25 protein-coding genes are annotated in these 22,475 nt (G+C 65.5%); 15 read left to right on the top strand and 10 right to left on the bottom strand.

Going from position 1 to position 22,475, the window contains the following annotated elements:
• Positions 1 to 6: 6 nt before the first annotated feature.
• The 3 genes from PI87_RS17950 to PI87_RS17940 all read right to left on the bottom strand — a co-directional run bounded on the left by PI87_RS17950 (position 7) and on the right by PI87_RS17940 (position 2,614).
• On the bottom strand, positions 7 to 810 hold the full coding sequence (locus PI87_RS17950; protein ID WP_039599076.1) for a hypothetical protein: 804 nt from the start codon (positions 808 to 810) through the stop codon (positions 7 to 9).
• A gap of 55 nt (positions 811 to 865) precedes the next feature.
• Complete coding sequence (locus PI87_RS17945; RefSeq protein WP_039599075.1) at positions 866 to 1,831, bottom strand: alpha/beta hydrolase; 966 nt, start codon at positions 1,829 to 1,831, stop codon at positions 866 to 868.
• Between the two features lie 90 nt (positions 1,832 to 1,921).
• Positions 1,922 to 2,614 carry a TetR/AcrR family transcriptional regulator gene (locus PI87_RS17940; protein ID WP_039599074.1) on the bottom strand — a complete coding sequence of 231 codons (693 nt, stop codon included), beginning with the start codon at positions 2,612 to 2,614 and terminating at the stop codon, positions 1,922 to 1,924.
• 33 nt (positions 2,615 to 2,647) lie between these two features.
• Between PI87_RS17940 and PI87_RS17935 the strand changes: the two genes are divergently transcribed.
• The 4 genes from PI87_RS17935 (at position 2,648) to PI87_RS17920 (ending at position 5,776) form a co-directional block, all read left to right on the top strand.
• Positions 2,648 to 3,757 (top strand): DUF2855 family protein, encoded by a 1,110-nt coding sequence (locus tag PI87_RS17935; RefSeq protein WP_039599073.1) that lies wholly within the window; start codon positions 2,648 to 2,650, stop codon positions 3,755 to 3,757.
• A gap of 300 nt (positions 3,758 to 4,057) precedes the next feature.
• Positions 4,058 to 4,492, top strand: a complete 435-nt coding sequence (locus tag PI87_RS17930) for a YeeE/YedE family protein (protein WP_039599072.1) — start codon at positions 4,058 to 4,060, stop codon at positions 4,490 to 4,492.
• A gap of 1 nt (position 4,493) precedes the next feature.
• Positions 4,494 to 4,907 carry a DUF6691 family protein gene (locus tag PI87_RS17925; RefSeq protein ID WP_039599071.1) on the top strand — a complete coding sequence of 138 codons (414 nt, stop codon included), beginning with the start codon at positions 4,494 to 4,496 and terminating at the stop codon, positions 4,905 to 4,907.
• Between the two features lie 59 nt (positions 4,908 to 4,966).
• On the top strand, positions 4,967 to 5,776 hold the full coding sequence (locus tag PI87_RS17920; protein WP_039599070.1) for a c-type cytochrome: 810 nt from the start codon (positions 4,967 to 4,969) through the stop codon (positions 5,774 to 5,776).
• A gap of 109 nt (positions 5,777 to 5,885) precedes the next feature.
• Here PI87_RS17920 and PI87_RS17915 read toward each other — a convergent pair whose 3' ends face one another.
• On the bottom strand, positions 5,886 to 6,719 hold the full coding sequence (locus tag PI87_RS17915; RefSeq protein ID WP_039599069.1) for a hypothetical protein: 834 nt from the start codon (positions 6,717 to 6,719) through the stop codon (positions 5,886 to 5,888).
• A 138-nt stretch (positions 6,720 to 6,857) separates the two neighbouring features.
• Positions 6,858 to 7,439 (bottom strand): tetratricopeptide repeat protein, encoded by a 582-nt coding sequence (locus PI87_RS17910; RefSeq protein WP_039599068.1) that lies wholly within the window; start codon positions 7,437 to 7,439, stop codon positions 6,858 to 6,860.
• Between the two features lie 294 nt (positions 7,440 to 7,733).
• Here PI87_RS17910 and PI87_RS17905 point away from each other — a divergent pair, with 294 nt between their 5' ends.
• Complete coding sequence (locus PI87_RS17905; RefSeq protein WP_039599067.1) at positions 7,734 to 8,315, top strand: TetR/AcrR family transcriptional regulator; 582 nt, start codon at positions 7,734 to 7,736, stop codon at positions 8,313 to 8,315.
• 13 nt (positions 8,316 to 8,328) lie between these two features.
• Here PI87_RS17905 and PI87_RS17900 read toward each other — a convergent pair whose 3' ends face one another.
• Together PI87_RS17900 and PI87_RS17895 are read right to left on the bottom strand one after the other, a co-directional pair.
• Entirely contained in the window at positions 8,329 to 9,099 is a 771-nt protein-coding gene (locus PI87_RS17900) for a glycosyltransferase family 2 protein (RefSeq protein WP_039599192.1), read from the bottom strand.
• 43 nt (positions 9,100 to 9,142) lie between these two features.
• Positions 9,143 to 9,403 carry a phosphopantetheine-binding protein gene (locus tag PI87_RS17895; RefSeq protein WP_039599066.1) on the bottom strand — a complete coding sequence of 87 codons (261 nt, stop codon included), beginning with the start codon at positions 9,401 to 9,403 and terminating at the stop codon, positions 9,143 to 9,145.
• 528 nt (positions 9,404 to 9,931) lie between these two features.
• Between PI87_RS17895 and PI87_RS17890 the strand changes: the two genes are divergently transcribed.
• The 10 genes from PI87_RS17890 to PI87_RS17845 all read left to right on the top strand — a co-directional run bounded on the left by PI87_RS17890 (position 9,932) and on the right by PI87_RS17845 (position 20,209).
• Positions 9,932 to 10,564: a membrane protein gene (locus PI87_RS17890; protein WP_039599065.1), complete on the top strand. Its 633-nt coding sequence runs from the start codon at positions 9,932 to 9,934 to the stop codon at positions 10,562 to 10,564.
• Between the two features lie 33 nt (positions 10,565 to 10,597).
• Positions 10,598 to 12,301: an AMP-binding protein gene (locus PI87_RS17885; protein WP_039599064.1), complete on the top strand. Its 1,704-nt coding sequence runs from the start codon at positions 10,598 to 10,600 to the stop codon at positions 12,299 to 12,301.
• Positions 12,298 to 13,269, top strand: coding sequence for an LpxL/LpxP family acyltransferase (locus PI87_RS17880; protein ID WP_039599063.1), 972 nt, complete (start codon positions 12,298 to 12,300; stop codon positions 13,267 to 13,269). The genes PI87_RS17885 and PI87_RS17880 overlap by 4 nt, the downstream gene beginning before the upstream one ends.
• Before the next feature lie 32 nt (positions 13,270 to 13,301).
• Complete coding sequence (locus tag PI87_RS17875; protein ID WP_232314027.1) at positions 13,302 to 13,859, top strand: LolA-related protein; 558 nt, start codon at positions 13,302 to 13,304, stop codon at positions 13,857 to 13,859.
• An 11-nt stretch (positions 13,860 to 13,870) separates the two neighbouring features.
• Positions 13,871 to 16,288, top strand: a complete 2,418-nt coding sequence (locus PI87_RS17870) for an MMPL family transporter (protein WP_232314022.1) — start codon at positions 13,871 to 13,873, stop codon at positions 16,286 to 16,288.
• Positions 16,285 to 17,148, top strand: a complete 864-nt coding sequence (locus PI87_RS17865; RefSeq protein ID WP_039599060.1) for a polysaccharide deacetylase family protein — start codon at positions 16,285 to 16,287, stop codon at positions 17,146 to 17,148. The genes PI87_RS17870 and PI87_RS17865 overlap by 4 nt, the downstream gene beginning before the upstream one ends.
• 81 nt (positions 17,149 to 17,229) lie before the next feature.
• Entirely contained in the window at positions 17,230 to 18,450 is a 1,221-nt protein-coding gene (locus PI87_RS17860) for a beta-ketoacyl-[acyl-carrier-protein] synthase family protein (RefSeq protein WP_039599059.1), read from the top strand.
• Positions 18,451 to 18,624: 174 nt separating this feature from the next.
• Positions 18,625 to 19,455 (top strand): beta-ketoacyl synthase chain length factor, encoded by an 831-nt coding sequence (locus PI87_RS17855; RefSeq protein ID WP_039599058.1) that lies wholly within the window; start codon positions 18,625 to 18,627, stop codon positions 19,453 to 19,455.
• A complete protein-coding gene (locus PI87_RS17850) occupies positions 19,452 to 19,925 on the top strand; it encodes a hotdog family protein (RefSeq protein ID WP_039599057.1) in 474 nt (157 codons plus the stop codon). Before PI87_RS17855 ends, PI87_RS17850 begins: the two co-directional genes overlap by 4 nt.
• Before the next feature lie 23 nt (positions 19,926 to 19,948).
• Entirely contained in the window at positions 19,949 to 20,209 is a 261-nt protein-coding gene (locus PI87_RS17845) for a hypothetical protein (RefSeq protein ID WP_039599056.1), read from the top strand.
• 121 nt (positions 20,210 to 20,330) lie between these two features.
• Here the strand turns inward: PI87_RS17845 and PI87_RS29460 are convergent, their stop codons facing one another.
• The 3 genes from PI87_RS29460 to PI87_RS17835 form a co-directional block, all read right to left on the bottom strand.
• Positions 20,331 to 20,486 carry a hypothetical protein gene (locus PI87_RS29460; RefSeq protein ID WP_198139577.1) on the bottom strand — a complete coding sequence of 52 codons (156 nt, stop codon included), beginning with the start codon at positions 20,484 to 20,486 and terminating at the stop codon, positions 20,331 to 20,333.
• 189 nt (positions 20,487 to 20,675) lie between these two features.
• A complete protein-coding gene (gene ssb, locus PI87_RS17840) occupies positions 20,676 to 21,233 on the bottom strand; it encodes a single-stranded DNA-binding protein (protein WP_039599055.1) in 558 nt (185 codons plus the stop codon).
• Positions 21,234 to 21,279: 46 nt separating this feature from the next.
• Complete coding sequence (locus PI87_RS17835) at positions 21,280 to 22,443, bottom strand: MFS transporter (protein ID WP_039599054.1); 1,164 nt, start codon at positions 22,441 to 22,443, stop codon at positions 21,280 to 21,282.
• Positions 22,444 to 22,475 lie beyond the last annotated feature (32 nt).

Raw genomic sequence — 22,475 nt, 5'->3', positions numbered from 1 at the left:
GCGGCGCTAACTGCGCCAGAGCTGCTGCAGCACGGCTTGCACTTCGCCGTTGCAGATGCGGCTCATGCGGTCCTGCTCTTGCGGCGTATCGATCTGCTCGTGCGCCTGCAAACCCAGTTGAATCAGCGACTGCGCGCGCGGTAGCCAGTGGCGCGACAACTGCGTCTCCAACTCGGCGGCAATGCGGTCCGGGTCCCCAAAGTAGAGTCGCCCGCCATATTCGCGCTGGATCTCCTTGCGAATCACCTCGGCCGCACGCGGCAGCACGGCGCGATTGACGGCCACATGCCGCAGTTCGTGTTCACGGATGGCGTTGTAGGCGCAGCTGCCGGGTGCAAACTCACGCGCCACCGTCACGCGAAAATCACTCAGGATTAGCTCTACATCGACCGACGGCCGCAGGCACGTGGTGGGCGGTTGCGTAGGCAACGCCATGTAGTGCGTGGTGACGTCAAACTGCGCGCCGAGGGTGGCGTAGGTCTTGCCCAGAACGCGGGCCGCTCGATCGTAAGGGGGCGCCTCGGCGGTCAACTGGCCGACGGAGCGGTCATTGGAAAATGTGAGCGGCGTTTCGTTGGCGTGCACCGTCACGCTCATCGGCCCGAGCTTCTCGTCGCAGATCTTGAGCCAGTAGCTTTTGGGGGTCGATGTGCTCACGGGCACGGCGATCGGCCCGCCGTCGGTTGCTGCGGCAACCGATTCAATGGGCGCAAAGCGGACATCGGCCAACCGCGCACGGTAATGCCGACTCCAAACACCAGCGCCGACAACGCATGCCAGCGCCAACCCCAAAACTACCACCCGACGCATGCTGGGCTCCCCGTCTGCGCTTGGCTGACCGGGGCGTACGCAGCAGTCGGTCAGCTTATGCCAGCGTCAACTCCACTGGTTCTGTGCGGGCGGCGACCAGTCCTCTGATCTGCTCACCCGATCGTTTGAGCGCAACGCGCGCTTCTGGAAGAAAAGGATAGAAGATCGGCCACACGTGCGGAAGCCGACGGCCCATTTCTACCGAAACGGATACCCCGGCGGCACGCGCGCGCTCGGCCATTCGGAGGGTGTCGTCGCGCAGCACTTCACTGGTGCTGACGTAGCAGTGCAGCGGCGGCAAACCGGCAAAGTCGGCATACAGTGGCGACACCAGCGGATGGTCCACCGGCGTGCCCGAATCCCCCAGGTAGATCGTGGCGCCATAGGCCATCCATGCGCCGCGGAACATCACGTCGGATTCGTCGTTGTCGATCAGGCTCTGGCCGGTGGCGGCCAGGTCCGTCCACGGCGAATAGAGAATCGCGCCGGCCGGCAGCGGGTCGGCCGCGTCGCGCAACGCCACCAGCAGCGCCAGCGCCAGCCCGCCACCCGCAGAATCGCCCGCCACCACGATCTGCGATGGCGATACACCTTGCGCCAGCAGCGTGCGATAGCTGGCGAGAGCGTCTTCAATGGCCGCAGGAAACGGATGCTCCGGCGCGAGGCGGTAGTCCGGCACGTGCACACGCGAGCGTGCATGCGTGGCCAGGCCAATGGTGATGGGGCGGTGCGTGCGGGGGCTGCAGAAGAAGTAGCCGCCGCCATGCAGGTAGAGCACCACCGGCGGTGGGTCATCCAGCATGTCGAGGTCGGCGGGCTCGATCCACTCGCCGGTCAGGCCACCGCCGTTGGCTGTGTCGGCGGGCACGATGCGCCAGTCCGATGGCAGCTCCACCGGCGACGGCATGACCCGTTTCTCGGCGCCGATCCGCGTGGCGACCGGGTCGAAGGGTTCCCGTTCGGTCGGCTTCTTGATCTGGTTGCGCACCATCCACGAGACGACCCAGTTCTGCCAACTCATCGCGCGGCCCTCAACAGCAAAATCCCAGCCTAGCGAGGATGCACTGCCCAGACAATCGGTTCGCACCCTTGTTTGAACACGGTGTGGGCGTCAGGCAACGTCTTGTGTTGCCGCCAGGGCAGCGAGGCAGAGCCGCTCCATCGCGCCTACCCACGCGTCGGGCGCGGGCGGCGCATCGGGCAGCAGCATGCGGTAGCGCCGCGCACCCCAGATGGCCTGCAATAGCGTCTGCAGCACGGCATCGTCGGGCCGGGTCGGCAAGTCGGTACAGGCATCCAGTGCGTGGCGCCACGCTGTGCTCAGTTCATCGAAGAAGCGCCGATGGTGCTTGGGCTCGGCGATGCGGTCTTCGCGCATCAGCATGGCGTGGTCAAAGTACGGCGGATCGAGCGCCGGGTCGCCGCAGGTCAGGCGCACGAGATGGCGGACGCGGTCGCGCCAGGGCAGATCGGCGCAGTCGGTCACTTCGCTCTGGATGCGCCCGAGCAGCATCTCGATGGTGTGGCGCACGTAGCCGGAGAGCAACGCCTCCTTGTTCGGGAAGTACTCGTACAGTGTGCCGACCGAGCAGCCGGCCTCCAGCGCCACCGCACGCGTGGTGGCAGCCTGTGCGCCGTCGCGCTGCCAAATCCGAACAAACGCGTCGTAGATGGCCTGTACGGTGAACTTGGCACGGCGCTGTGACGGCCGCTTGAGCGGCTTGGCGCGGCGCGCTGGCGTGGCGTCTGCCTCAGCGGCGTTTCCGAACCCGGCAGCTTGCGGCCGGCGATAGAGTGAAGCCATCAGCCCATCGATCCCAAGAATGGAGGAGACACCATGAACGCCCCCAAGAACGCCCCATACGAGCGGCTCTTCACGCGCAAGCATGCCTTAAACGAAAGCCGGCTGGAAAGCGCCGATGCCGCCCCCGTGGCCGCGCCCGGCGAGGTCGTACTGCGCCTGGACCGCTTTGCGCTCACCACCAACAACATCACTTACGCGGCCTTTGGCGATGCCATGCAGTACTGGTCGTTCTTCCCCACCGGACAGGACGGCTGGGGCCACATGCCGGTGTGGGGCTTTGCCGATGTGGTCAGCTCCACGGTAGAAGGCATCGACGTGGGCGAGCGCTTCTACGGCTACTTCCCGATCGCCACGCACCTGCGCATGCAGCCCGAACGCGTGACACCGCGCGGCTTCTATGACGGCGCGGCACACCGCCAGTCGCTAGTCTCCGCCTACAACCAGTACACGCGCGTGATGCAGGATGCGGCCTACGACGCGGCGCTGGAGAACTACCAGATCCTGTACCGGCCGCTGTTCATCACATCGTTCATGCTGGCGGATTTTCTCTCGGACAACGCCTTCTTCGGCGCACGGCGGCTGGTGTTTTCCAGCGCCTCCAGCAAGACGGCGTATGGCACGGCGTTCTGCCTGCGTGACACGCCGGGGCTCACGCTCACCGCGCTCACCTCCGCCGGCAACCGCGCCTTCGTTGATGGCCTCGGGTGCTACGACGACAGCGTCACCTACGACGCGCTCAATACCCTCGCTACCGATGTCCCCACGCTCTACGTCGACTTCTCCGGCGACGCTGCGCTGCGCCGCCGTGTACATGCGCACTTTGGCGACGCACTGGTGTACGACTGCTTTGCGGGCTCCGCGCAGAACACAGATTTCATCCAGACCGAAAACCTGCCCGGCCCCGCGCCGCAGCTCTACTTCGCGCCGGTGCAGATCCGCAAGCGCAATAACGACTGGGGTCCGGCCGTCGTCACAGAGAAGTTCAATGCCGCGCAACGACGCTTCATCGACCACGTACGCGAACCCGCGCACGGCTGGCTCACGTTGATCGAAGAGCACGGCATGCCAGCCGCGCAACAGCGCATTGCCGCGCTGCATGCCGGGCGCACGCACCCGCGTGAAGGCTATGTGATTCGTCTTTGACGGAGCAGAAGCTGCCGTCCATCTCGGCATCGGTCACGGTATGGCGCGGGAATCCCCGACAGAACCCCTCGCCGCGACGTTGAAGCGGGCGCGCACAAGCGTGCCGCCCGCCGGGTTGGACCACACGGCAATCCGTGCGGCCACGCGTTCATGATCGGGCTTGGCCCCCAACCGCGGCACGCCGCGCGACCTGAATGGCGCGCGTGACGCTTTCGTCTCCCTGGGGGACGATCCAACAAACAATCTACAAATTTATATATTATTTGAGCCTTAATTGATTTCGCCCCCACCTCGATTCCCATGTCGATTGACTTTGCGCATTTCACGCCAGGCGCAGCCATGATTGGCGGCCTGATCATCGGGCTGGCCGCAGCTGTGCTCGTGCTGGGCAACGGCCGCATTGCCGGCATCAGCGGCATCGTCGGCGGGCTGCTGCAGCGCCCGCGCGGTGACATGGATTGGCGTATCGCCTTTCTCGTCGGGCTGATCGGGGCACCCGTTATTGCGGCGCTGCTCGGCCAGCCGGTGGTGCCGGACATCACCGCCGGCTGGGGCGAGGTCATCGCCGCCGGCTTCCTGGTGGGCATCGGTACGCGCTATGCAGGTGGCTGCACAAGCGGCCACGGCGTCTGCGGGTTATCGCGCGGCTCGGTGCGCTCGCTGGTGGCGACGCTCACCTTCATGGCGGCGGGCATCGTCACCGTGTTCGTGATGCGACACGTGGTGGGAGGCTGACATGCCGATCGTGATGGCATTGATCGCGGGCCTGCTGTTTGGTGCGGGGCTCATCGTGTCGGGCATGGCCAATCCGGCCAAGGTGCTCGGCTTTCTGGATCTGTTCGGCCGTTGGGACCCATCGCTGGCATTCGTGATGGGCGGGGCGATTGCCGTTGGCGTGATCGCCTTCTTCATCGCGCGGCGGCGCGGGCGCTCGTTGTTCGGCGCGTTGATTCAGTGGCCGTCTGCCACGGGCGTCACCACACGGCTGGTGCTCGGCAGCGCGGTCTTCGGTATCGGCTGGGGCCTGGCTGGGTTCTGCCCGGGGCCGGCATTGGTGGCGCTGGGTGCGGGTGTGCCCAAGGCCATTGGTTTTGTCGCAGCCATGCTGGCGGGCATGGCCGTCTTCAGCGTGATCGAGCGCAAGCGCTAGCCGCGCAAACCTCGACCTCGACCTCTACAAGAACACACAACTCACCCACAGGGGGCAACATGACGCTTCGCAAACTCGGCGCTGCATTGGCGCTGGCCGTTAGCACATCCGCATTCGCACAAGCCACGCCGGGCACGCTGCCCGTGCCCGACGAAGCCACCATCCCTGCGGGCCCCGTGGGCGACGCCATCAAGCGCGGCAAGCTGATCCTGACCGACACCAAGCGCCAGTTGCCGCACAACGTCGGCAACGGCCTGAACTGCACGAGCTGCCACCTGAACGGCGGCACGACGCCGTACGCCGCGCCGTGGGTGGGGCTGACCGCAGCGTTTCCCGAATACCGCTCGCGCAGCGGTGCCGTCATCTCGTTGCAGCAGCGCGTGAATGATTGCTTCCAGCGCTCGATGAACGGCAAGCCGATCGCCTTTGACGGCGAAGACATGAACGCCATCCTCGCGTACATGAAATGGCTCTCGAGCGGCGTGCCGGTAGGCACCAACGTGACTGGACGCGGCTTCGAGAAGATCGACACCGCGCTCGTGCCGAATCGCGAAAACGGCAAGGCCATCTACGCGCAGCGCTGCGCCGCCTGCCATGGCGCTGAAGGCCAGGGCATGCCGAACCCGCAAGGCGGCTACTTCATGCCGCCGCTGTGGGGCAAGGATTCATTCAACATCGGTGCGGGCATGGCGCGCCTGTACACCGCTGCGCCTTTCGTGAAGCACAACATGCCGCTGGGCCAGGGCGGCACGCTGACCGCGCAGGAAGCCGTGGACGTGGCCGGGTTCTTTACCCAGCAGCCACGTCCCGACTATGCCGAGCGCGCCAAGGATTGGCCCAAGGGCGATCGGCCGAAAGACGCACGCTGACACAACCGCGCCCAGCCAAGAAAAAAGCCTGCGACGTCACCGCCGCAGGCTTTTTCTTTGACACATCAGGGCGCTACACGCCTCTTCTGTGTGAATCCCCGCTCAACACTCAGTTGACCTTGAGCGTACCGCCACGGCCCAGACCGCCCTTCACGTCTTGCGCCTTGTAGCTGCGCAGCGCAACGACCATCTTGTTCCAGGCGTCGATGAAGGCGACCACCGTGGCCTTGCCTTCTGGCGTGCTGGAGAAGCCAGCCAGACCGCCGCCCACGCCGCCGCCGAAGCCAGCCAGCACGGCGCCGTAGTTGGTAGCCGTCGAGCTGCCTTCTGCTGCCGCGATCTGCACGGCCGAGCGCACGTCAAACAGCGTCAGCGTCACGACCGAAGCCTTCGACTTCACGCTGCCGGCCAGCGCGGCGATGGCGCTGTTGCCCAGCAGGCCGCCCACGGCACCCGCCACGCCACCGATCGGCGAGTCGTTGATGATGATCTGCGGCTCCATGTAGTAGTCAGCAGCCACGCGCTGGCCCTTCTGCTGCTTGGAGCCGGCACGGTATTCGCCGGAGTTGCGCTGCAGATCGGTGATGCGCGACAGGCGTGCATCGGTCTTCTGGTTGCCGATCGACGTGATGATGAAGCAGTTGGACTGCTGCACGGCCAAGCGCAGCAGCGGATCGATCGTGGTGATCTTGGTGGCGCTGCCAAACTGGCCGTACCAGTCAGCGTTGCGGCCATCATCCATGGCGATCGTGCCCAGCGGCGAAGCGCAGCGCTCGAGCGTCGGATCTGCACCTGCGCTGGAGCCGCCGGCTGCAGCACCGCTCACGCCGGCGTTCTGGCCGCCCGGGGTCACGACGCCGCCGCCTGCGCATGCTGCGAGCGAAGCGGTGAGGATCGCCACACCTGCGAACTTGGCAGTGCGGCTGAAAAGATTGGTTTTCATATTGTTTTGTGGCTCGAATTGAGTCGATTTCCGGCTTACGCGTCCTTCGACTCGATAAGCCCCCCTTGGCAAGGCGCACGACGAGTTTCCCCCTCCCCAAAGCACCTTAAAAACGCGATAACGCTTTTGCTTGTCCGGTCAGTACCAGTACCAGGTTGTCTGACGCCAGACACCCAAATACGGATAACCCGAGTACCAGTAGTTGTAATAGGTGGTGCGCCACTGCGCGCGCCACTTGTAGTCGTCCTGCTCCGACTGTTTCGCCTTGCGCGCTTCATTGAGCAGCTTCTTGGATTCCTTATCGCCGCGGCTTACCGCAATCGAGAGCCATTTTTCGGCTTCAGCCGGGTCGGAGCCCATTTCTTCAAGGCCGAACAGGTAGAACGCGCCCAGCGCCTTCTGCGCCGCCAGGTTGCCGTGTTCGGCAGCCTCTCGCATCCACACCAGCGCCTGGTAGCTGTCCTGACGCACGCCGTCGCCGCGGAAGTAGCGCAGGCCCAGGTCGTAGGCGGCCTTGGGTTCACGCTTGGCGACTTCCTTGAGGGCCGCGATGCGCGGCTCTTCGTCCGGGATATTCGCCTGGTCAAAAGCCACTTGAGCCTTCGGCCGATCGGCGCACCCACGATCGTCGCAAATCCGCACCACATCGCTGGGCGGTTGCGGCTGGGCACACGCGGCCAACCACACGACTGCCCCCAGCATCAGCAAACGATTACGCATTCGTCTGACCTCTTATTTCTTATTGTTGCTGTCGATTGAGAGAGACCCCGTCAGCCCCGGATGGGTATGCCCCAACCGGTCGCGCAAAGCCTTCTTTTCCCCGCCCCACATACGAATTGCGGGCACATGATATAGATCGGTCTACTTTAGCGTCAACCATGTGAACTTGTGTTACCAAAGCGTAAAGCTGACATGGCAACAACAGTCCGGGCACGGTCTGGCCGCCAGCCAAATCCACAGGATGCGGCAAGGGGCCGATGCTAAGATGCAACCCAGCAATCAAGAGAGGTAGCAATGCGCGCAAGCAAGCGCCAACAAGTGGTGGACAAGGCCAGCGAGCTGTTTTCCCGGCACGGCTTCTACCCGGTCGGCGTTGATTGGATCATCAACGAGTCCGGTGTCGCGCGCATGACGCTTTATCGGCACTTTTCCGGCAAGGAAGACCTGATCAAGGAAGTGCTGGAGCAGCGCTACACCTTCATCATGAACAGCATGGCCGAGCAGCTTTCGACCATGCCTGACGTCAATGCCCGCCTGAAGGGCATCTTCGACTGGTATGAAGCGTGGTTCCGCAGCCCGGAGTTTGCCGGCTGCCTGTTCGAGCGCGCGCTGGCCGAATTTGGCGCGACCTGCCCCAAGGTGACCGACGTGGCAGTGCGCTACCGCGACGATCTGCTCAACATGATCGAGACGCTGCTCATAGAAGAAGTGCCCGCCGACGCGGCACGGCAGCTCGCGGGGGTCTACGTGATGCTGCTCTCCGGCGCCACGGCTGATGCGCGCGCTGTTGGCGACCCCACCGCCGCCACCCGGGCGTGGCTTGCGGCGCAGATTCTGCTCAATCAAGCCAAGGCCACTGCTCGCGCCGTCGCGTAAGCCGACGTCGCGTCTACCAGCCCCGCTGCAAGCGCCGGGCGATCTGCCAAGGCAAACGCAGCAACCCGCCTGCCGTCAAGCGCAGGTGCATGCCCACCAGCAGGATGTTGTCGCGCAGATACTGGAAATGCGACACGCCGCCTTCGCTCACCCGGAAATACCGCACCGGCGCATCCACCCGGATCGGGCGCACGCCGGCCCAGCACAGACGCACGGCCGCTTCGGGGTCAAAGTCGAAGCCGCGCATCCACGTGTGCCTGCGCATGATGGCGACCAGCGGCGCGATCGGGTACACGCGGAATCCGAACAACGTATCGCCGATACCCGCCCACAGCGTTTCGAGGTCTGCGCACACGTTCGACAGGCGCCGGCCCTGCACGCGCAATTGCGGCGCGCTTGTATCGAACACCGGTTGCCCGAGGATCATCGCATCGGGTGCCGCCTGCGAGGCGGCCATAAAGGCGGGGATCAGGTCAGCGGGGTGCTGGCCGTCGGAATCCATGGTCAGCACGTAAGAGAAGCCGCGTGCGGCAGCGGCCTCGAGCCCAGCCTGGATGGCCACGCCCTTGCCCTGGTTGTGCGGCAGCACGATCACGTGCAGCCCAGGGTCCTGAGCGGCCATGGCCTGCAGGCGCTCGGCGCTGCCATCGGTGCTGCCGTCGACCACCACCCAGACGGGGTTCCATTGCGCGCGGGCGCTGCGCACGGTCTCATCAAGCTTGACGCCCGGGTTGTAGCTAGGGATCAGGACGAGGTGCGTGGAAGATGCGCCGGTCATCGGCATGGCGTCATGCGTGCGCGGCAACGTGTCGGGCACCAACGTGTGCCTATCGTGTGCGGTGGGCGGCCACGTAGGCCGCCAGCGAACCCAGCGAAGCGAAGATCTTGGCGTTGTCCGGATTGCCCGAACGCAGTTCGAAGCCGTACTTCTTGGAGATCAGCAGCGCGACTTCAAGAATGTCGATGGAGTCGAGCGCAAACCCTTCGCCATACAGCGCCGTATCGGCGGTCAGGGTGTCGAGTTGGATGTCTTCGAGATTCAGCTCGCCGATCATCAGGGCGGCGAGTTCTTTTTCCAGATCGTTCATCGGTCTTGCTCACACGGGCAGCGTAAGGTCTGCTGACAGAGACCCTGTAGCGAGGGAATGCGGCCAGGAATGTGGCCTGAAGCGACGATGTCCTCCTCGCCCGAAACCCTGCCGTGCCCTGCCCCCGCCCGTGCGGTATGGGGGTCGTTTAAGCTACGCGGATTCTAGTCGAAGGGTCCCCCCTCGTATAGCGCGAAACCGTGACAAAAACCCCGCGCGCGATACCCGCATTTGTGACGCAAACGATTCAACTTTGGGGTAACACCGCGCCGTATCGCCAATCGGCACCCAGACGCTTTCATCACACGTTCGACAGCTTGTACATCCGGTTACAAACGCAGCATCGACCAGTCGGGCGAGGCACGTGCGGGCCACTAGAATGTGGCGGCCAGAATTGTCCGGCGAGGCCCGGACTGCACCAACCGGCCCGCTGGCGCCTGCGTATGATGAAAATGCCCGGCACTTCCAGCAACCGGACAGACCTACCCAACACCTGATGCAGCACCGCTTCTTCCACGCCCTTCTGACATGGATCGACTGACCGGCATCTTGCGCGGCGCGGCAGGCGTGGCTGCGGTCGTGGCCTACCAGGTGGGCGCGCATTACGCGGTGGCGACACCGGGCATGCATGGCTTCGGGCTGGCGATGGCGCTCGTGCCGCCGTTGGCCATTGCGCTGGTGGCCGCAGCCCGCTCTGCGCAGCGTGTTTGGGTGCTGCCGCTGTGGTTGCTGGTCTGCGGTGCACTGTGGAGTGTTCGCGAACCGCTGGCACGCCATTTCGAATGGGGCCTGTACCTCGAGCATGCGAGCTTCAATCTGATGATGGCTTACGTATTCGGCCGCACGCTGGTCGCTGGGCGCGAACCGCTGTGCACGCGCTTTGCCGCCATCGTGCACGGCACGCTCACGCCACGCATCACTCGGTATTCGCAGCAGGTGACAGTGGCATGGATGGTGTTCTTCCTGGCAACGGCGGCGGTCTCCACGCTGCTGTTTGCCATGGCATCGATCGTCACGTGGGCCACGTTTGCCAACTACATATCGCTGCCGCTGGTGGGCGTGATGTTTGCCGCGGAATACGTCTGCCGGCGCATCGTGCTGCGCGACGAGCCGCGCTCCAGCCTGTTCGACGCCGTGCGTGCTTACCGGCAACCCCGCTAAACCCACGCCCACTGCATCACCCGAGATTGCTTCATGCCGACTTACCCGCTGGTCTCCCACACCTCGCTGGACCACACGCTCGCCTGGCGCGACGGCACCCCGGTTTCCGTGCGTGCGTTCCTTGTCGACGTGAAGCGGCTGGCTGCGATGCTTCCGCCGGGCGGCCACGTCTTCAACGCCTGCGCAGACCGCTACCGCTTCGCCGTCGGTCTGTGCGCGACGCTGGTGGCCGGCAAGATCAGCCTGCTGCCGCCCATGCAAACGCCGCAGATGGTGCGGCAGTTGGCGGCGTTCGCACCCGATGTGTTCTGCCTGCACGATGCAAGCGCGTGCCCTGTCGACCTGCCTGGCTTCCACTACGCCGATGATGCAACACCGTGCGATGCGCCTGTCGATGTGCCGCAGATTGATGCGTCGCAGGTCATGGCCTATCTGTTCACGTCTGGCTCGACCGGCGCGCCGGTGCCGCATCGCAAGACGTGGGGCGGGCTGGTGCGGTGCATGCGCGCGGGCGCTGCGCGGCTCGGGCTGAATGACGGGCGCGCCTTCACGCTGGTCGGCACCGTGCCCGCGCAGCACATGTATGGCTTTGAAGTGACGGTGCTGCTCGCGCTGCAGGCTGGCCTGGCGTTGAGCAACCGGCAGCCGTTCTATCCGGCGGACATCCGCGAAGCGCTGGAGGCCGTGCCGGAACCGCGCGTGCTAGTGACCTCACCGGTGCACCTGCGGGCGCTGCTGGCGTCGGAGCCCACGCTGCCGGGCGCAGCGCTGGTGCTGTCGGCCACCGCGTCGCTATCAACCGCGCTGGCACGCGAGGCAGAAGCACGCCTAGCCGCCCCGCTCGTCGAAATCTACGGCAGCACCGAGACCGGCCAGATCGCCACGCGGCGCACGGCACAGGACACCGCGTGGCATGCGTATCCCGATATTCGGCTGGAGTCGCGTTCGGGTACCACCGATGACGACGGCCCAACGGTGTGGGTCTCCGGCGGACATGTGGAAACCCCGGTGCCGATGGGCGATACGCTGGAGTTGCTGGACGACACACACTTCCTGCTGCACGGGCGCAAGGCGGATCTCATCAACATTGCCGGCAAGCGGTCTTCGCTCGCGTATCTGAACCATCAGCTCAATGCGATTGCGGGCGTGGTGGACGGCGTGTTCTTCATGCCGGACGATGCACCGGCCACGCCGCATGCGTATGGCGGCATGCCGGTCACGCGGCTGGTGGCGCTGGTTGTTGCACCAGGGCTGAGTGCAGCAACGTTGCTGCGCGCGCTGCACGAGCGCATCGATGCTGCATTCCTGCCGCGCCCGCTGCTGTTTGTCGATGCGCTGCCGCGCAACGGCACCGGCAAGCTGGCGCGGGATACGCTGGCCACGCTGGTTGCGCAACAACTGCAACTCCACCATCGAAAGCCCGCGATGCGTTTCACCATCCCCGTCGATCACCCTGCCCTGCCCGGCCACTTTCCGGGGCGCCCGATCGTGCCGGGTGTGGTGCTGCTCGATCATGCGATCCACACGATCGGGGTGGCGCTGGGCCGCTCGTTCGATGCCTGCCAGCTCGGCTCGGCCAAGTTTCTGAGCCCTGCAGCGCCGGGCGAAGCGCTTGATCTCACGTTCGACACCACGGCCAGTGGCGCAATCCGCTTCACGATCCGCGCGGGCGAGCGTGAGGTGGCCAGCGGTGTGCTCAGCACGCAGGCGCGCACGCCAGAGGCCGTGCCGGCATGAAGCGCCCTGAATGGGCCGAGCGCCCGGAGCGGAGCAACCTGGCAGCACTGCGCGTGATGACCTGGGTCTCGTTGCACCTGGGCCGGCCATTCAGTCGGCTCGTGCTGCAACTGGGCACGCTGTACTTCGTGCTGTGCTCACCCGCGGCCTGCCGTGCATCGCGCGACTACCTGCGGCGCACGCTCGGCAGGCCTGCAGGTAGGGTCAGCATGCTTGAGGTCTATCGGCACATGCTCACCTTCGGCACCACAATCCACGACCGCATCTACCTGATGCATGCGCGGTTCGACCTGTTCGACATTCAGTTGCAGGGGCAGGAGCATGTGCATGAGGTGCTCGCGCAGGGGCGTGGTGCCTTCCTGCTGGGCGCGCACCTGGGCAGCTTCGAGGTGGTGCGCGCACTCGGCCGCACGGTGCCGGATCTGCGTGTATCGGTTGCCATGTACGAAGACAACGCACGCAACATCAACGCCGCCGTTGCCGCCATCAACCCAGCCGCGGCGCCGGAGATCATTCCGCTGGGGCGCGTCGATGCGATGCTGCAGGTGCGCGAGGCACTCGACGACAATCGCCTGGTCGGCATGCTGGCCGATCGTACGTTGCTGCGCGATGCGGGTGCTTCCGTGCAGCGCGTGGACTTTCTCGGCGCCCCTGCTGCGTTTCCGCTGGGGCCGCTGCACATGGCCGCCATGCTCAAGCGACCGGTGCTGTTCATGTCCGGCCTGCACCTGGGCGGCAACCGCTACGCCGTGCAGTTCGACAAGCTGGCCGACTTCACGAACCTGCAACGCGAGGACCGTGCCGCCGCCGTCCAGGCCGCGCTGGCACGCTATGTGGAACACGTCGAACACTGCTGCCGCACCGCGCCCTACAACTGGTTCAACTTCTTCGACTTCTGGCAGGATGCCAGCGCGACCGAGCAGCACCCCGCCGGACGCCCAGAAGGCCAGGAAACCCAGACGCCATGACCTCTCGCTCACTGCTTCGCGCCTGCGTTGCCATGCTCACCGCCAGCATGCTCGCCGGCACCGTCCATGCCGCTGACACCTCCGGCTGGACGCTCGACCGTCTGATGTCCACCCTTGCGCGCAACAAGTCCGGGCGCGCCACCTTTACCGAAACGAAGACGCTGTCGATTACCGCGCAGCCCGTGGAGTCATCCGGTGAACTCGTCTTCGTCGCGCCCGACCACCTGGAGAAGCACACGCTGGCACCCAAGCCCGAGCACCTCGTGATCGACGGCAACACGCTGACCGTCGAGCGCAACCAGCGCAAGTTCTCGATGCCGCTTGCGCAGTATCCGGAGCTCGCCGCATTCATCGAGAGCATCCGCGCAACGCTGGCCGGCAATCGCTACGCGCTCGAAGCGGTGTACAAGGTCGCCATCAGCGGCCGGGGCGATGACTGGACGCTGACGCTCACCCCCATCGACGCGCGCATGCAGAAGGTGGTCAACACCATCACGCTCGATGGCACGCGCGATGTGCTGCGCAGCGTCGCCATCCGCCAGGCAGACGGCGACCACTCGCTGATGCGCCTGCGACCGATCAATCACTGAAGCCGATGCCGATGCGCGAGCCCGCCAACGACGCACGTGCACTGCGGCAGCCCGCCGTGCTGGTGTGGCTGTTCGGCCTGCTGCTGTGTGCAGTCGTGATCGGGCGCACAAGCTTCACGGCAGATCTCTCCGCCTTTCTGCCGCGCTCGCCCAGCGCAGAGCAACGCGTGCTGGTCGACCAGCTGCGTGAGGGGTTGGTGTCACGGCTGATCCTCATCGGCATCGAAGGCGGCGATGCGCCTACGCGTGCAACATTGTCTCGGCAGCTTGCTGCCACGCTGCGTGCCGACGCGCAGTTCAACGCCATCAACAACGGCGAACCCGTGAGCGAGGCGCGCGACCGAGCGTTCGTGTTCACACATCGCTATCTGCTCAGCCCGGCCGTCACACCGCAGCGCTTCTCCGCCGAAGGGCTGCACGCGGCACTGGGCGAGAGCCTGGACCTGCTGGCGTCATCGGCCGGATTGGTCGCCAAGAATATGCTGCCCCGCGACCCCACCGGCGAGGTGGCCGCACTGGTCAGCCAGCTCGACAGCACAGCACTGCCGTCCATGTCGAACGGCGTCTGGGCCTCACACGACGGCAAGCGCGCCGTGCTGGTCGCACAGACTGCCGCTGCCGGCTCCGACACCGATGCACAAGCCCGCGCCATCGACACCGTGCGCCGCGCGTTCGATGCGGCCGCGCGCACCGTGCCGAATGCCGCATCGACCACGCTGCTGATGACCGGCCCCGGCGTGTTCTCGGTCGACACGCGCGACACCATCAAGCACGACGTGGAGCGCCTTTCTGCGTTGAGCCTCGTGCTGATCGTTGCGCTGCTGCTGACGGTGTATCGCTCGCCGCGCACGCTGGTGCTCGGGCTGTTGCCGGTGCTCTCGGGTGTGGCGGCCGGGGTGGCGGCGGTCAGCGTCGGGTTCGGCACGGTGCATGGGTTGACGCTCGGGTTCGGCACCACGCTCATCGGCGAGGCTGTCGACTATTCGATCTACCTGTTCGTGCAGTCGGCCCACACACGCACTGCACGTGCCGATGATTCGCTGCGCGCGTGGATTGCCGCGTACTGGCCGACGATCCGGCTGGGTGTGCTGACCTCGGTGTGCGGTTTTGCGTCGATGCTGTTCTCGGGCTTTCCGGGGCTTGTGCAGCTTGGAGCGTATTCGATTGTCGGGCTGGTGACGGCGGCGCTGGTCACACGTTATGTGTTGCCGCATCTGCGTGGTGCGCACGTGGAGATTCGCGACGTTGCCAAGCTCGGTGCGTGGCTGGCGCGCGCGGCACACGCCGCGCCACGCGTGCGCGGGTTGCTGGTGCTTGTTCTGGTGGGCGCATGTGCCGCACTTGTGCTGCATCGCGATGGCCTATGGAGCCGCGAACTGGCCGCGCTCAGCCCGGTGCCTGCGAAGAGCCAGGCACTCGATGCCAGCCTGCGCGCCGATGTGGGCGCGCCAGACGTGCGCTATCTGGTGGTGATTCCGGGTGCGACCGAACAGGCGGCCCTGCAGGGCGCGGAGAAGGTGGCCGCGCAACTGCAACCGTTGGTGGATGCGGGCGTGCTGGCTGGGTTCGAGAACCCCGCACGCTATCTGCCCAGCGATGCCACGCAGCGTGCGCGCCTGGCCAGCCTGCTGCCTGCCGATGTGCTGACCGCGCGCATGCGCGCCGCCGTCGAAGACCAGCCCATCCGCGTGAAGCCCGATCTCTTCGCCCCGTTCATCGCCGATGTGGCTGCTGCACGCACGCAACCGCTGCTGCGTCGCGCAGACCTGCAAGGCACGTCGATGGCCCTGGCCGTGGATGCACTGTTGACGGAGCGTGACAGTCAATGGAGCGCCATGTTGCCGTTGCGCGCACCCGCTCACACGGCAAACCAACCCGGCCTGGATGCTGCTGCCATCCGTACCGCCGTCGAGCGCGCCAACCTGCCCGGCGCACTCTTCGTGGATCTAAAAGCCGAAGCCGACCGCCTGTACGTCGACTACGTGCGCGAAGACATCCACCTGTCGCTGGCAGGCTTCGCAGCGATTGCGTTGTTGCTGTTGATCACGCTGCGCTCTGCACAACGCACGTTGCGCGCGTTGGCGCCGCTGGTGGCAGCGGTACTGGTCGTCACCGCCGGTTTTGCGCTGACAGGCGTGCAACTGACCATCCTGCATTTGGTGGGCATGCTGCTGATCGTGGCGGTGGGTTCGAACTATGCGCTGTTCTTCAACCAGCGCGCGGGCACGTCGAGCATCACACCGCAGACACTGGTGTCACTGCTGGTGGCGAACCTGGCGACGGTGGCCGGCTTCGGCCTGCTGGCCTTCTCGCGTGTGCCGATGCTGGAAACGTTCGGGCTGACGGTCGGCCCAGGCGCCATGTTGGCGCTGGTGTTTGCCGCCATCCTCGCGCCGCCGGCTGATTCCGACAGACACATCGCCGCATGAACGCTCCACCCACCAACACCCCCAACATGGCACGACGCTGGAAACCAACGCCGCTCATCACCGGCTCGCTGGCACTGCACGCCGGTGCGGCTATGGCGGTAGTGGCCCAGCCGTCGTCGTGGCCGTGGGCGAGCGGTGCGGTGGTTGCCTCGCACCTGGCGATGATGGCCGCAGGACTGTGGCCGCGCAGCGCACTGCTCGGTCCCAACTGGACACGCCTGCCTGCAACGGCCGGCCAGCAGATCGCGCTCACCATCGACGATGGCCCTGACCCTGAGGTCACGCCGCGCGTGCTCGATCTGCTGGACACATACGGCGCCCGCGCCACGTTCTTCTGCATTGGCGATCTGGCGCGCCGGCACCCGCACTGCGTCGAGGCCATCGTCGCGCGCGGACACGCGGTGGAAAACCACAGCCAGCGCCACCGGCACAACTTCTCGGTGCAGGGCCCCGGCGCGCTGCGGCGCGAAATCGCGGCGGCGCAGAACACGCTGACGGAAATCACCGGCACGCGCCCCCTGTTCTTCCGTGCACCCGCCGGATTGCGCAACCCGTTCCTCGAACCCGTGTTGTGCCAGCTCGGCCTGCAACTGGCGAGCTGGACCCGACGCGGCTTTGACACACGCTCGCACGATGCGGCGGCGGTGGCGCGGCGCTTGCTGCACAACCTGGCAGCGCGGGACATCCTGCTCGTGCACGACGGTCACGCGGCGCGCGATGCTCGCGGCGAGCCTGTGCTGCTGGCCGCACTGCCAATCGTGCTGCAGGCAGCGGCGCAAGCCCAGTTGCAGTGCATCACCCTGTGCGCGGCGTTGGCATTGGAAGCTTCGCCGCCGGGCGGACCGCAAGTGACCGTTTGATAAAATTTGTGTACGTAGCCGGCCCGGATTCGCCAGACGTCGGCCAAGCCTCACCCCATCAACTGCCCCGACCCCACCCCCGTGAAGCCCCTACTGCTCACGCATTTCACCGCCACGAGTTGCATCGGACGTGGCCTCGACGCCACGCTCGACGCGCTGCGCGGGCAGCGTGGCGGCCTGGTGCCCTGCGACTTCCCACGGGCAGACCTCGACACCTGGATCGGCGCAGTGGACGGCGCAGACGCAGAACGCCTGCGCCCGAACCTGTCCGATTTCGATTGCCGCAACAACCGCCTGGCACAGATCGGCCTCACGCAAGACGGCTTTGCCGAGCAGGTTGAAGCCGCCAAAGCACGCTACGGCGCCAAACGCGTCGGCGTGTTCATCGGCACCAGCACCTCCGGCATCCTGCAGGCGGAACACGCCTACCAGCACCGTGACGCCCAAACCGGCGCGCTGCCGGCTGACTTCCACTACGCGCACACGCACAACATCTACTCGCCTGCCGCGTTCGTACGGGCGTATTTCGGGCTGGGTGGGCCGTCGATGACGATCTCGTCGGCCTGCTCGTCGGGCGCCAAGGTGTTTGCCTCGGCGCGGCGCATGCTGGCGGCCGGCCTGATCGATGCGGCGGTGGTAGGCGGTGTGGATTCGCTGTGCCTGACTGCGCTGTATGGCTTCAACTCGCTGGAGCTGCTGTCGCAGCAGCCGTGCCGGCCGTGCGATGTCGCGCGGGATGGCATCTCGATCGGCGAGGCCGCCGCCTTTGTACTGCTCGAACGCGCGCCCGATGCGGATCAAGCCTTGGACGCGCTCGACGAAAACGCGATCCTGCTGCTCGGCATCGGCGAATCGAGCGACGCCCATCACATGTCGACGCCGCACCCCGAAGGCCTGGGCGCACGCGCGGCGATGGCGCAAGCGCTGACCGCCAGCGGCCTCGACGCAAAAGACATCGACTACATCAACCTGCACGGCACCGGCACGCTGAGCAACGACGCCGCCGAGGGCCACGCCATCCACGCCCTGTTCGACGGCACGCCGTGCAGTTCGACCAAAGGCGCGACCGGCCACACGCTGGGCGCGGCAGGTGCGCTGGAAGCCGTGATCACCGCACTGGCGCTGCGCCACCAGATCCTGCCGGCCGGCATCAACACCACGCAGCCGGACCCCGCATTGGCCCTCAACTACGTGACGAACAGCCGTGCAGCCGACATGCGCACCGCGCTCAGCAACGCATTTGGTTTTGGCGGCACAAACTGCAGCCTCATCTTCGGTCGTGCCGACCGTGCCAGCCACTAGGGTCTGTTCGCATATGCAACGTACGCACGCAAGGGTTGGCCCGAGCGGGGGCCATCTGCTTTGTCGGAACGCCTTGCAAAGGGAGCAACCCTTTGCGGCGACGTCCTTCACGCATCTGGCCCCCGCTCGGGCCAACGTGCGCACGTTGCATATGCGAACAGACCCTATCGCACCATGACCCGACTGAGCGCCTTCATTGAAAGCATCGGCCTGCTCGGGCCCGGCCTGCCGGGTTGGCCGCAGGCGGCGGACGTTCTTGCCGGGCGCGTGGCGTACTCGGCCGAACGCACCGTCCTGCCCTCACCGACAAGCCTGCCGTCCGTCGAGCGGCGCCGCACAGGGCCGGTCGTCAAGCTGGCACTCGCGGTTGGCCACGAAGCTGTGACCGCCAGCGGACGCGATGCCGCCACGCTCGCCACCGTGTTCAGTTCATCCGGCGGCGACGGCCAGAACTGCCACGTGATCTGCGAAACGCTGGCGAGCGATGATCGCAAGCTGTCGCCCACGCGCTTCCACAATTCCGTGCACAACGCACCGGCGGGCTACTGGAGCATCGCCACGCATGCCACCGCGCCATCCAACGTGCTGTGCGCGCACGACGGCAGCTTTGCTGCGGGTCTGCTGGAGAGCCTCTGCCAGGTCACGGTTGATGCGGCAGCCAACCTGCTGATTGTGTATGACGCCGACTACCCCGAGCCGCTGCGCGCGGTGCGGCCGGTGCCTGATGCGTTTGCCGTGGCACTGGTGCTCGCGCCCGAACCGAGCGCACATACGTTGGCACGCATCGATGTCGCCCTGACCGATGCCCACGCCACGACACTGGCACACGCCAAACTCGAAGCACTGCGCAGCGGCAATCCCGCCGCGCGCGCACTGCCGCTGCTCGAAGTGCTGGCGACGCGGCATGCGCAAAGCGTGGTGCTCGACTATCTGCCCGACACGCGCCTGCAGGTGGATGTCGTCCTGCGAGGCGCCGATGGCGTCTTCAGCAAGCGCGCGCCATGACACAGGGCGCACCACTGTCGCCGCCGCTCGACCGAAGCTGGATTGCCGCGCGCATTCCACACAGCGGTGCGATGTGCCTGCTCGACACCGTGCTCGCCTGGGACGACGCGCGCATCCATTGCACCGCCATCAGCCACCGCGATCCGGCCAACCCGCTGCGCGCGCACGATCGGCTGGCAGCAGTGTGTGGCGTCGAATACGCCGCACAGGCGATGGCCGTACACGGTGCCCTGCTTGATGTGGCACATGAGACCGCTCAGCAGCGTCCGCGCGCAGGCTTTCTCGCCAGTGTGCGCAGCGTTGAAGCGCACGTCGATCGGCTCGACACGTTTGACGCGCCGCTCGACATCGAAGCCGAGCGCATCAGCGGAGACGGTAACAACGTGTTGTATCGCTTTACCGTGCGCTGCGCCGAGCGCATCCTGTTGACCGGTCGCGCCGCCGTCGTGCTCGACGCGTCCGCCGTATGAATGTGTTTGAGAGGAATCCCCCTGTGAAAGGTCGTCTGCTCCCGCTCGCCGCGCTATTGCTGGCACTGCTCAGCCCCATCGCCCATGCCGACCTGTCTGAGACGAAAGAGAACATCAAGCAGGGCACCAAGGAAGCAGCCAGAAAGACCGGGCATGCGGCAAAAGAAGCCGGCCATGCCACAGCCAATGCCGCGCGTGCGGTTGGGCATGGTGTGAAGAACGCGGCGCATGCCACCAAATGCGGTGTGAAGCACGTCTTCAAGAAGCCCTGCGATAGCGATTGAAGCCATCGCGTTGGTGGATACGAAACACACCCGGCTGTCCGTCACGGACGCCGGGTTTTTTGTTGCTCAGCCGATGCGTTACTGCACAGTGCGGCCTGCGGTGGCGCATTGTGCTCCTGGGCTAGGGATGACCGCCACCGCCCTCCGGATACCCACGGCCGCCACACGGCTCAGCATGCGCCGAGGATGCCGATAGCGCGGCATAAGTTCCAACGGCGCCGCCAACCACGGTCAGCATGGCAACAGCAAGCAGGAGACGCTTCATCACGCGTTTCATGGCTTCTCTCCAGACCGGTGGGCATCGCCTCCTACAGTCTAGTTCGCCTGTTGCGCTCGAGCGCCCGCCAGCATGTTCCAGTTGGCGACGGAGGCGGACCCAAAGAAAAAGGCCCTGCAAATTCCCGCCTGACCCATTGATCAAGCAGAAACCTCAGGACCTTTCTTTACAGAGCTACGCCGAATCCCGTCAGAACGGGATGTCGTCATCCATATCCTCAAAACCATTCGACGGCGCTTGTTGACGACGTGCGCCAGCGCCCTGGCCACCACCTTGGCCGCCGCCTTCGCCGCCGCGCGAGTAACCACCGCCTTGGCCTTGGCTACGACCGCCGCCGTAACCACCGCCACCGCCGCCTTGACCGCCACGCGAGTAGCCACCGCCACCCTCGCCACCGCCCTCGCCGCCCATGCCTTGGCGGCCGCCGAGCATCTGCATTTGGTCTGCAACGATTTCGGTGCTGTATTGTTTCTGGCCGTCCTTTTCCCATTGACGGGTCTTGAGTCGGCCTTCGATGTAGACCGACGAACCCTTCTTCAGGTATTCGCCGGCGATTTCGGCCAGACGGCCAAAGAAGGCGATGCGGTGCCACTCGGTGGCTTCCTTCATTTCGCCGCTGGCTTTGTCCTTGTAGCGGTCGGTGGTCGCCACACGGATGTTGGTGACGGCGTCGCCGCTGGGCATGTAACGCGTTTCTGGATCGGCGCCGAGATTGCCGACGATGATGACTTTGTTGACGGACGCCATGATGAGTTTCCGAAGAGTAATTAAGTGATGCCGCCGTAGGCCCGGGTTAGTGTCGGCGCAGCGCCGGCATCTGCATGGGGCTCGCAATTATAAGCCACGCAAAAGCCAGCGCCGCGCAGCTTAGGAAAACTGCATGCTGCCCCGCGTGCAGCAGAATCCAGCCACCGCCCGCACCGCCCGCAAACAGCCCCAGCGCCTGCGTCGTGTTGTATACGCCCATGGCCGCGCCCTTGCGCACGCCCGGCGCGTACTTCGACACCAGCGAAGGCTGCGATGCCTCCAGCACGTTGAAGCCCAGGAAGTACACCAGCAGCGCAATCGACAGCGCGGTCAGTGTCGGATGCACTTCGCCCAGCGCCAGTTGCGCGACCATGACCAACGCCACGGCAGACAACAGCACGATCTTCATCTTGCCGCGCTTTTCCGCAGCAATGATGGCCGGCACCATCAGCACGAACGACACGCCCATCACCGGCAGGTAGACCTTCCAGTGCGAGTCGATCGGCAGGCCGGCGGCCTCCAGCATGTGCGGCAGCACGACAAACAGCGCCGTTTGCGTAGCATGCAGGGCAAACACGCCAAAGTTCAGGCGCAGCAATTCAGGGTTATGCAACACCTCGCGGAACGGCGCTTTCACGTGCTCGGGCGGACGCGGCGCATTCGGCACCACCCACAGCACCACGCCGATGGCGACGATTGCCAGCACGCCAATCGCCGTGAACATGCCCGGCATGCCCACCCAGCGGAAGATGATAGGTGCACTCACGATGGCCACGGCAAACGACAAGCCGATGCTGCCGCCGATCATGGCCATGGCCTTGGTGCGATGTTCTTCGCGCGTCAGGTCGGCCACGAAGGCGATGACCGCCGAGGAAATCGCCCCCGCGCCTTGGATGGCCCGCCCCACGGCGATGCCCGCCACGCTGTGCGAAAACGCGGCCACCAGGCTGCCGACCGCAAAGATCACCAGCCCCGTCACGATGACGGGCTTGCGTCCGAAGCGGTCTGATAACCAGCCGTAGGGGATATAGAGCACCGCCTGCGTCAGGCCATACACGCCAATGGCGAAGGCGACGAGTTGGGTGTTGTTGCCGTCGGGCAGCGTTTTTGCGAACACTGCAAAGACCGGCATGATCATGAACAAACCGAGCATGCGCAGCGCAAATATGCCGGCCAGCGAGGCGGCCGCTCGCAGCTCAAGGCCGGTCATGCGGCCGGAAGCGGAAGTCATGGATGGGGAGT

The organism is Ralstonia sp. A12 (assembly GCF_000801955.1).
Classification (GTDB): Bacteria; Pseudomonadota; Gammaproteobacteria; order Burkholderiales; family Burkholderiaceae; genus Ralstonia.
Note: the sequence above shows the minus strand (reverse complement) of the source record. Positions and strands in the feature narration are given on the sequence as shown.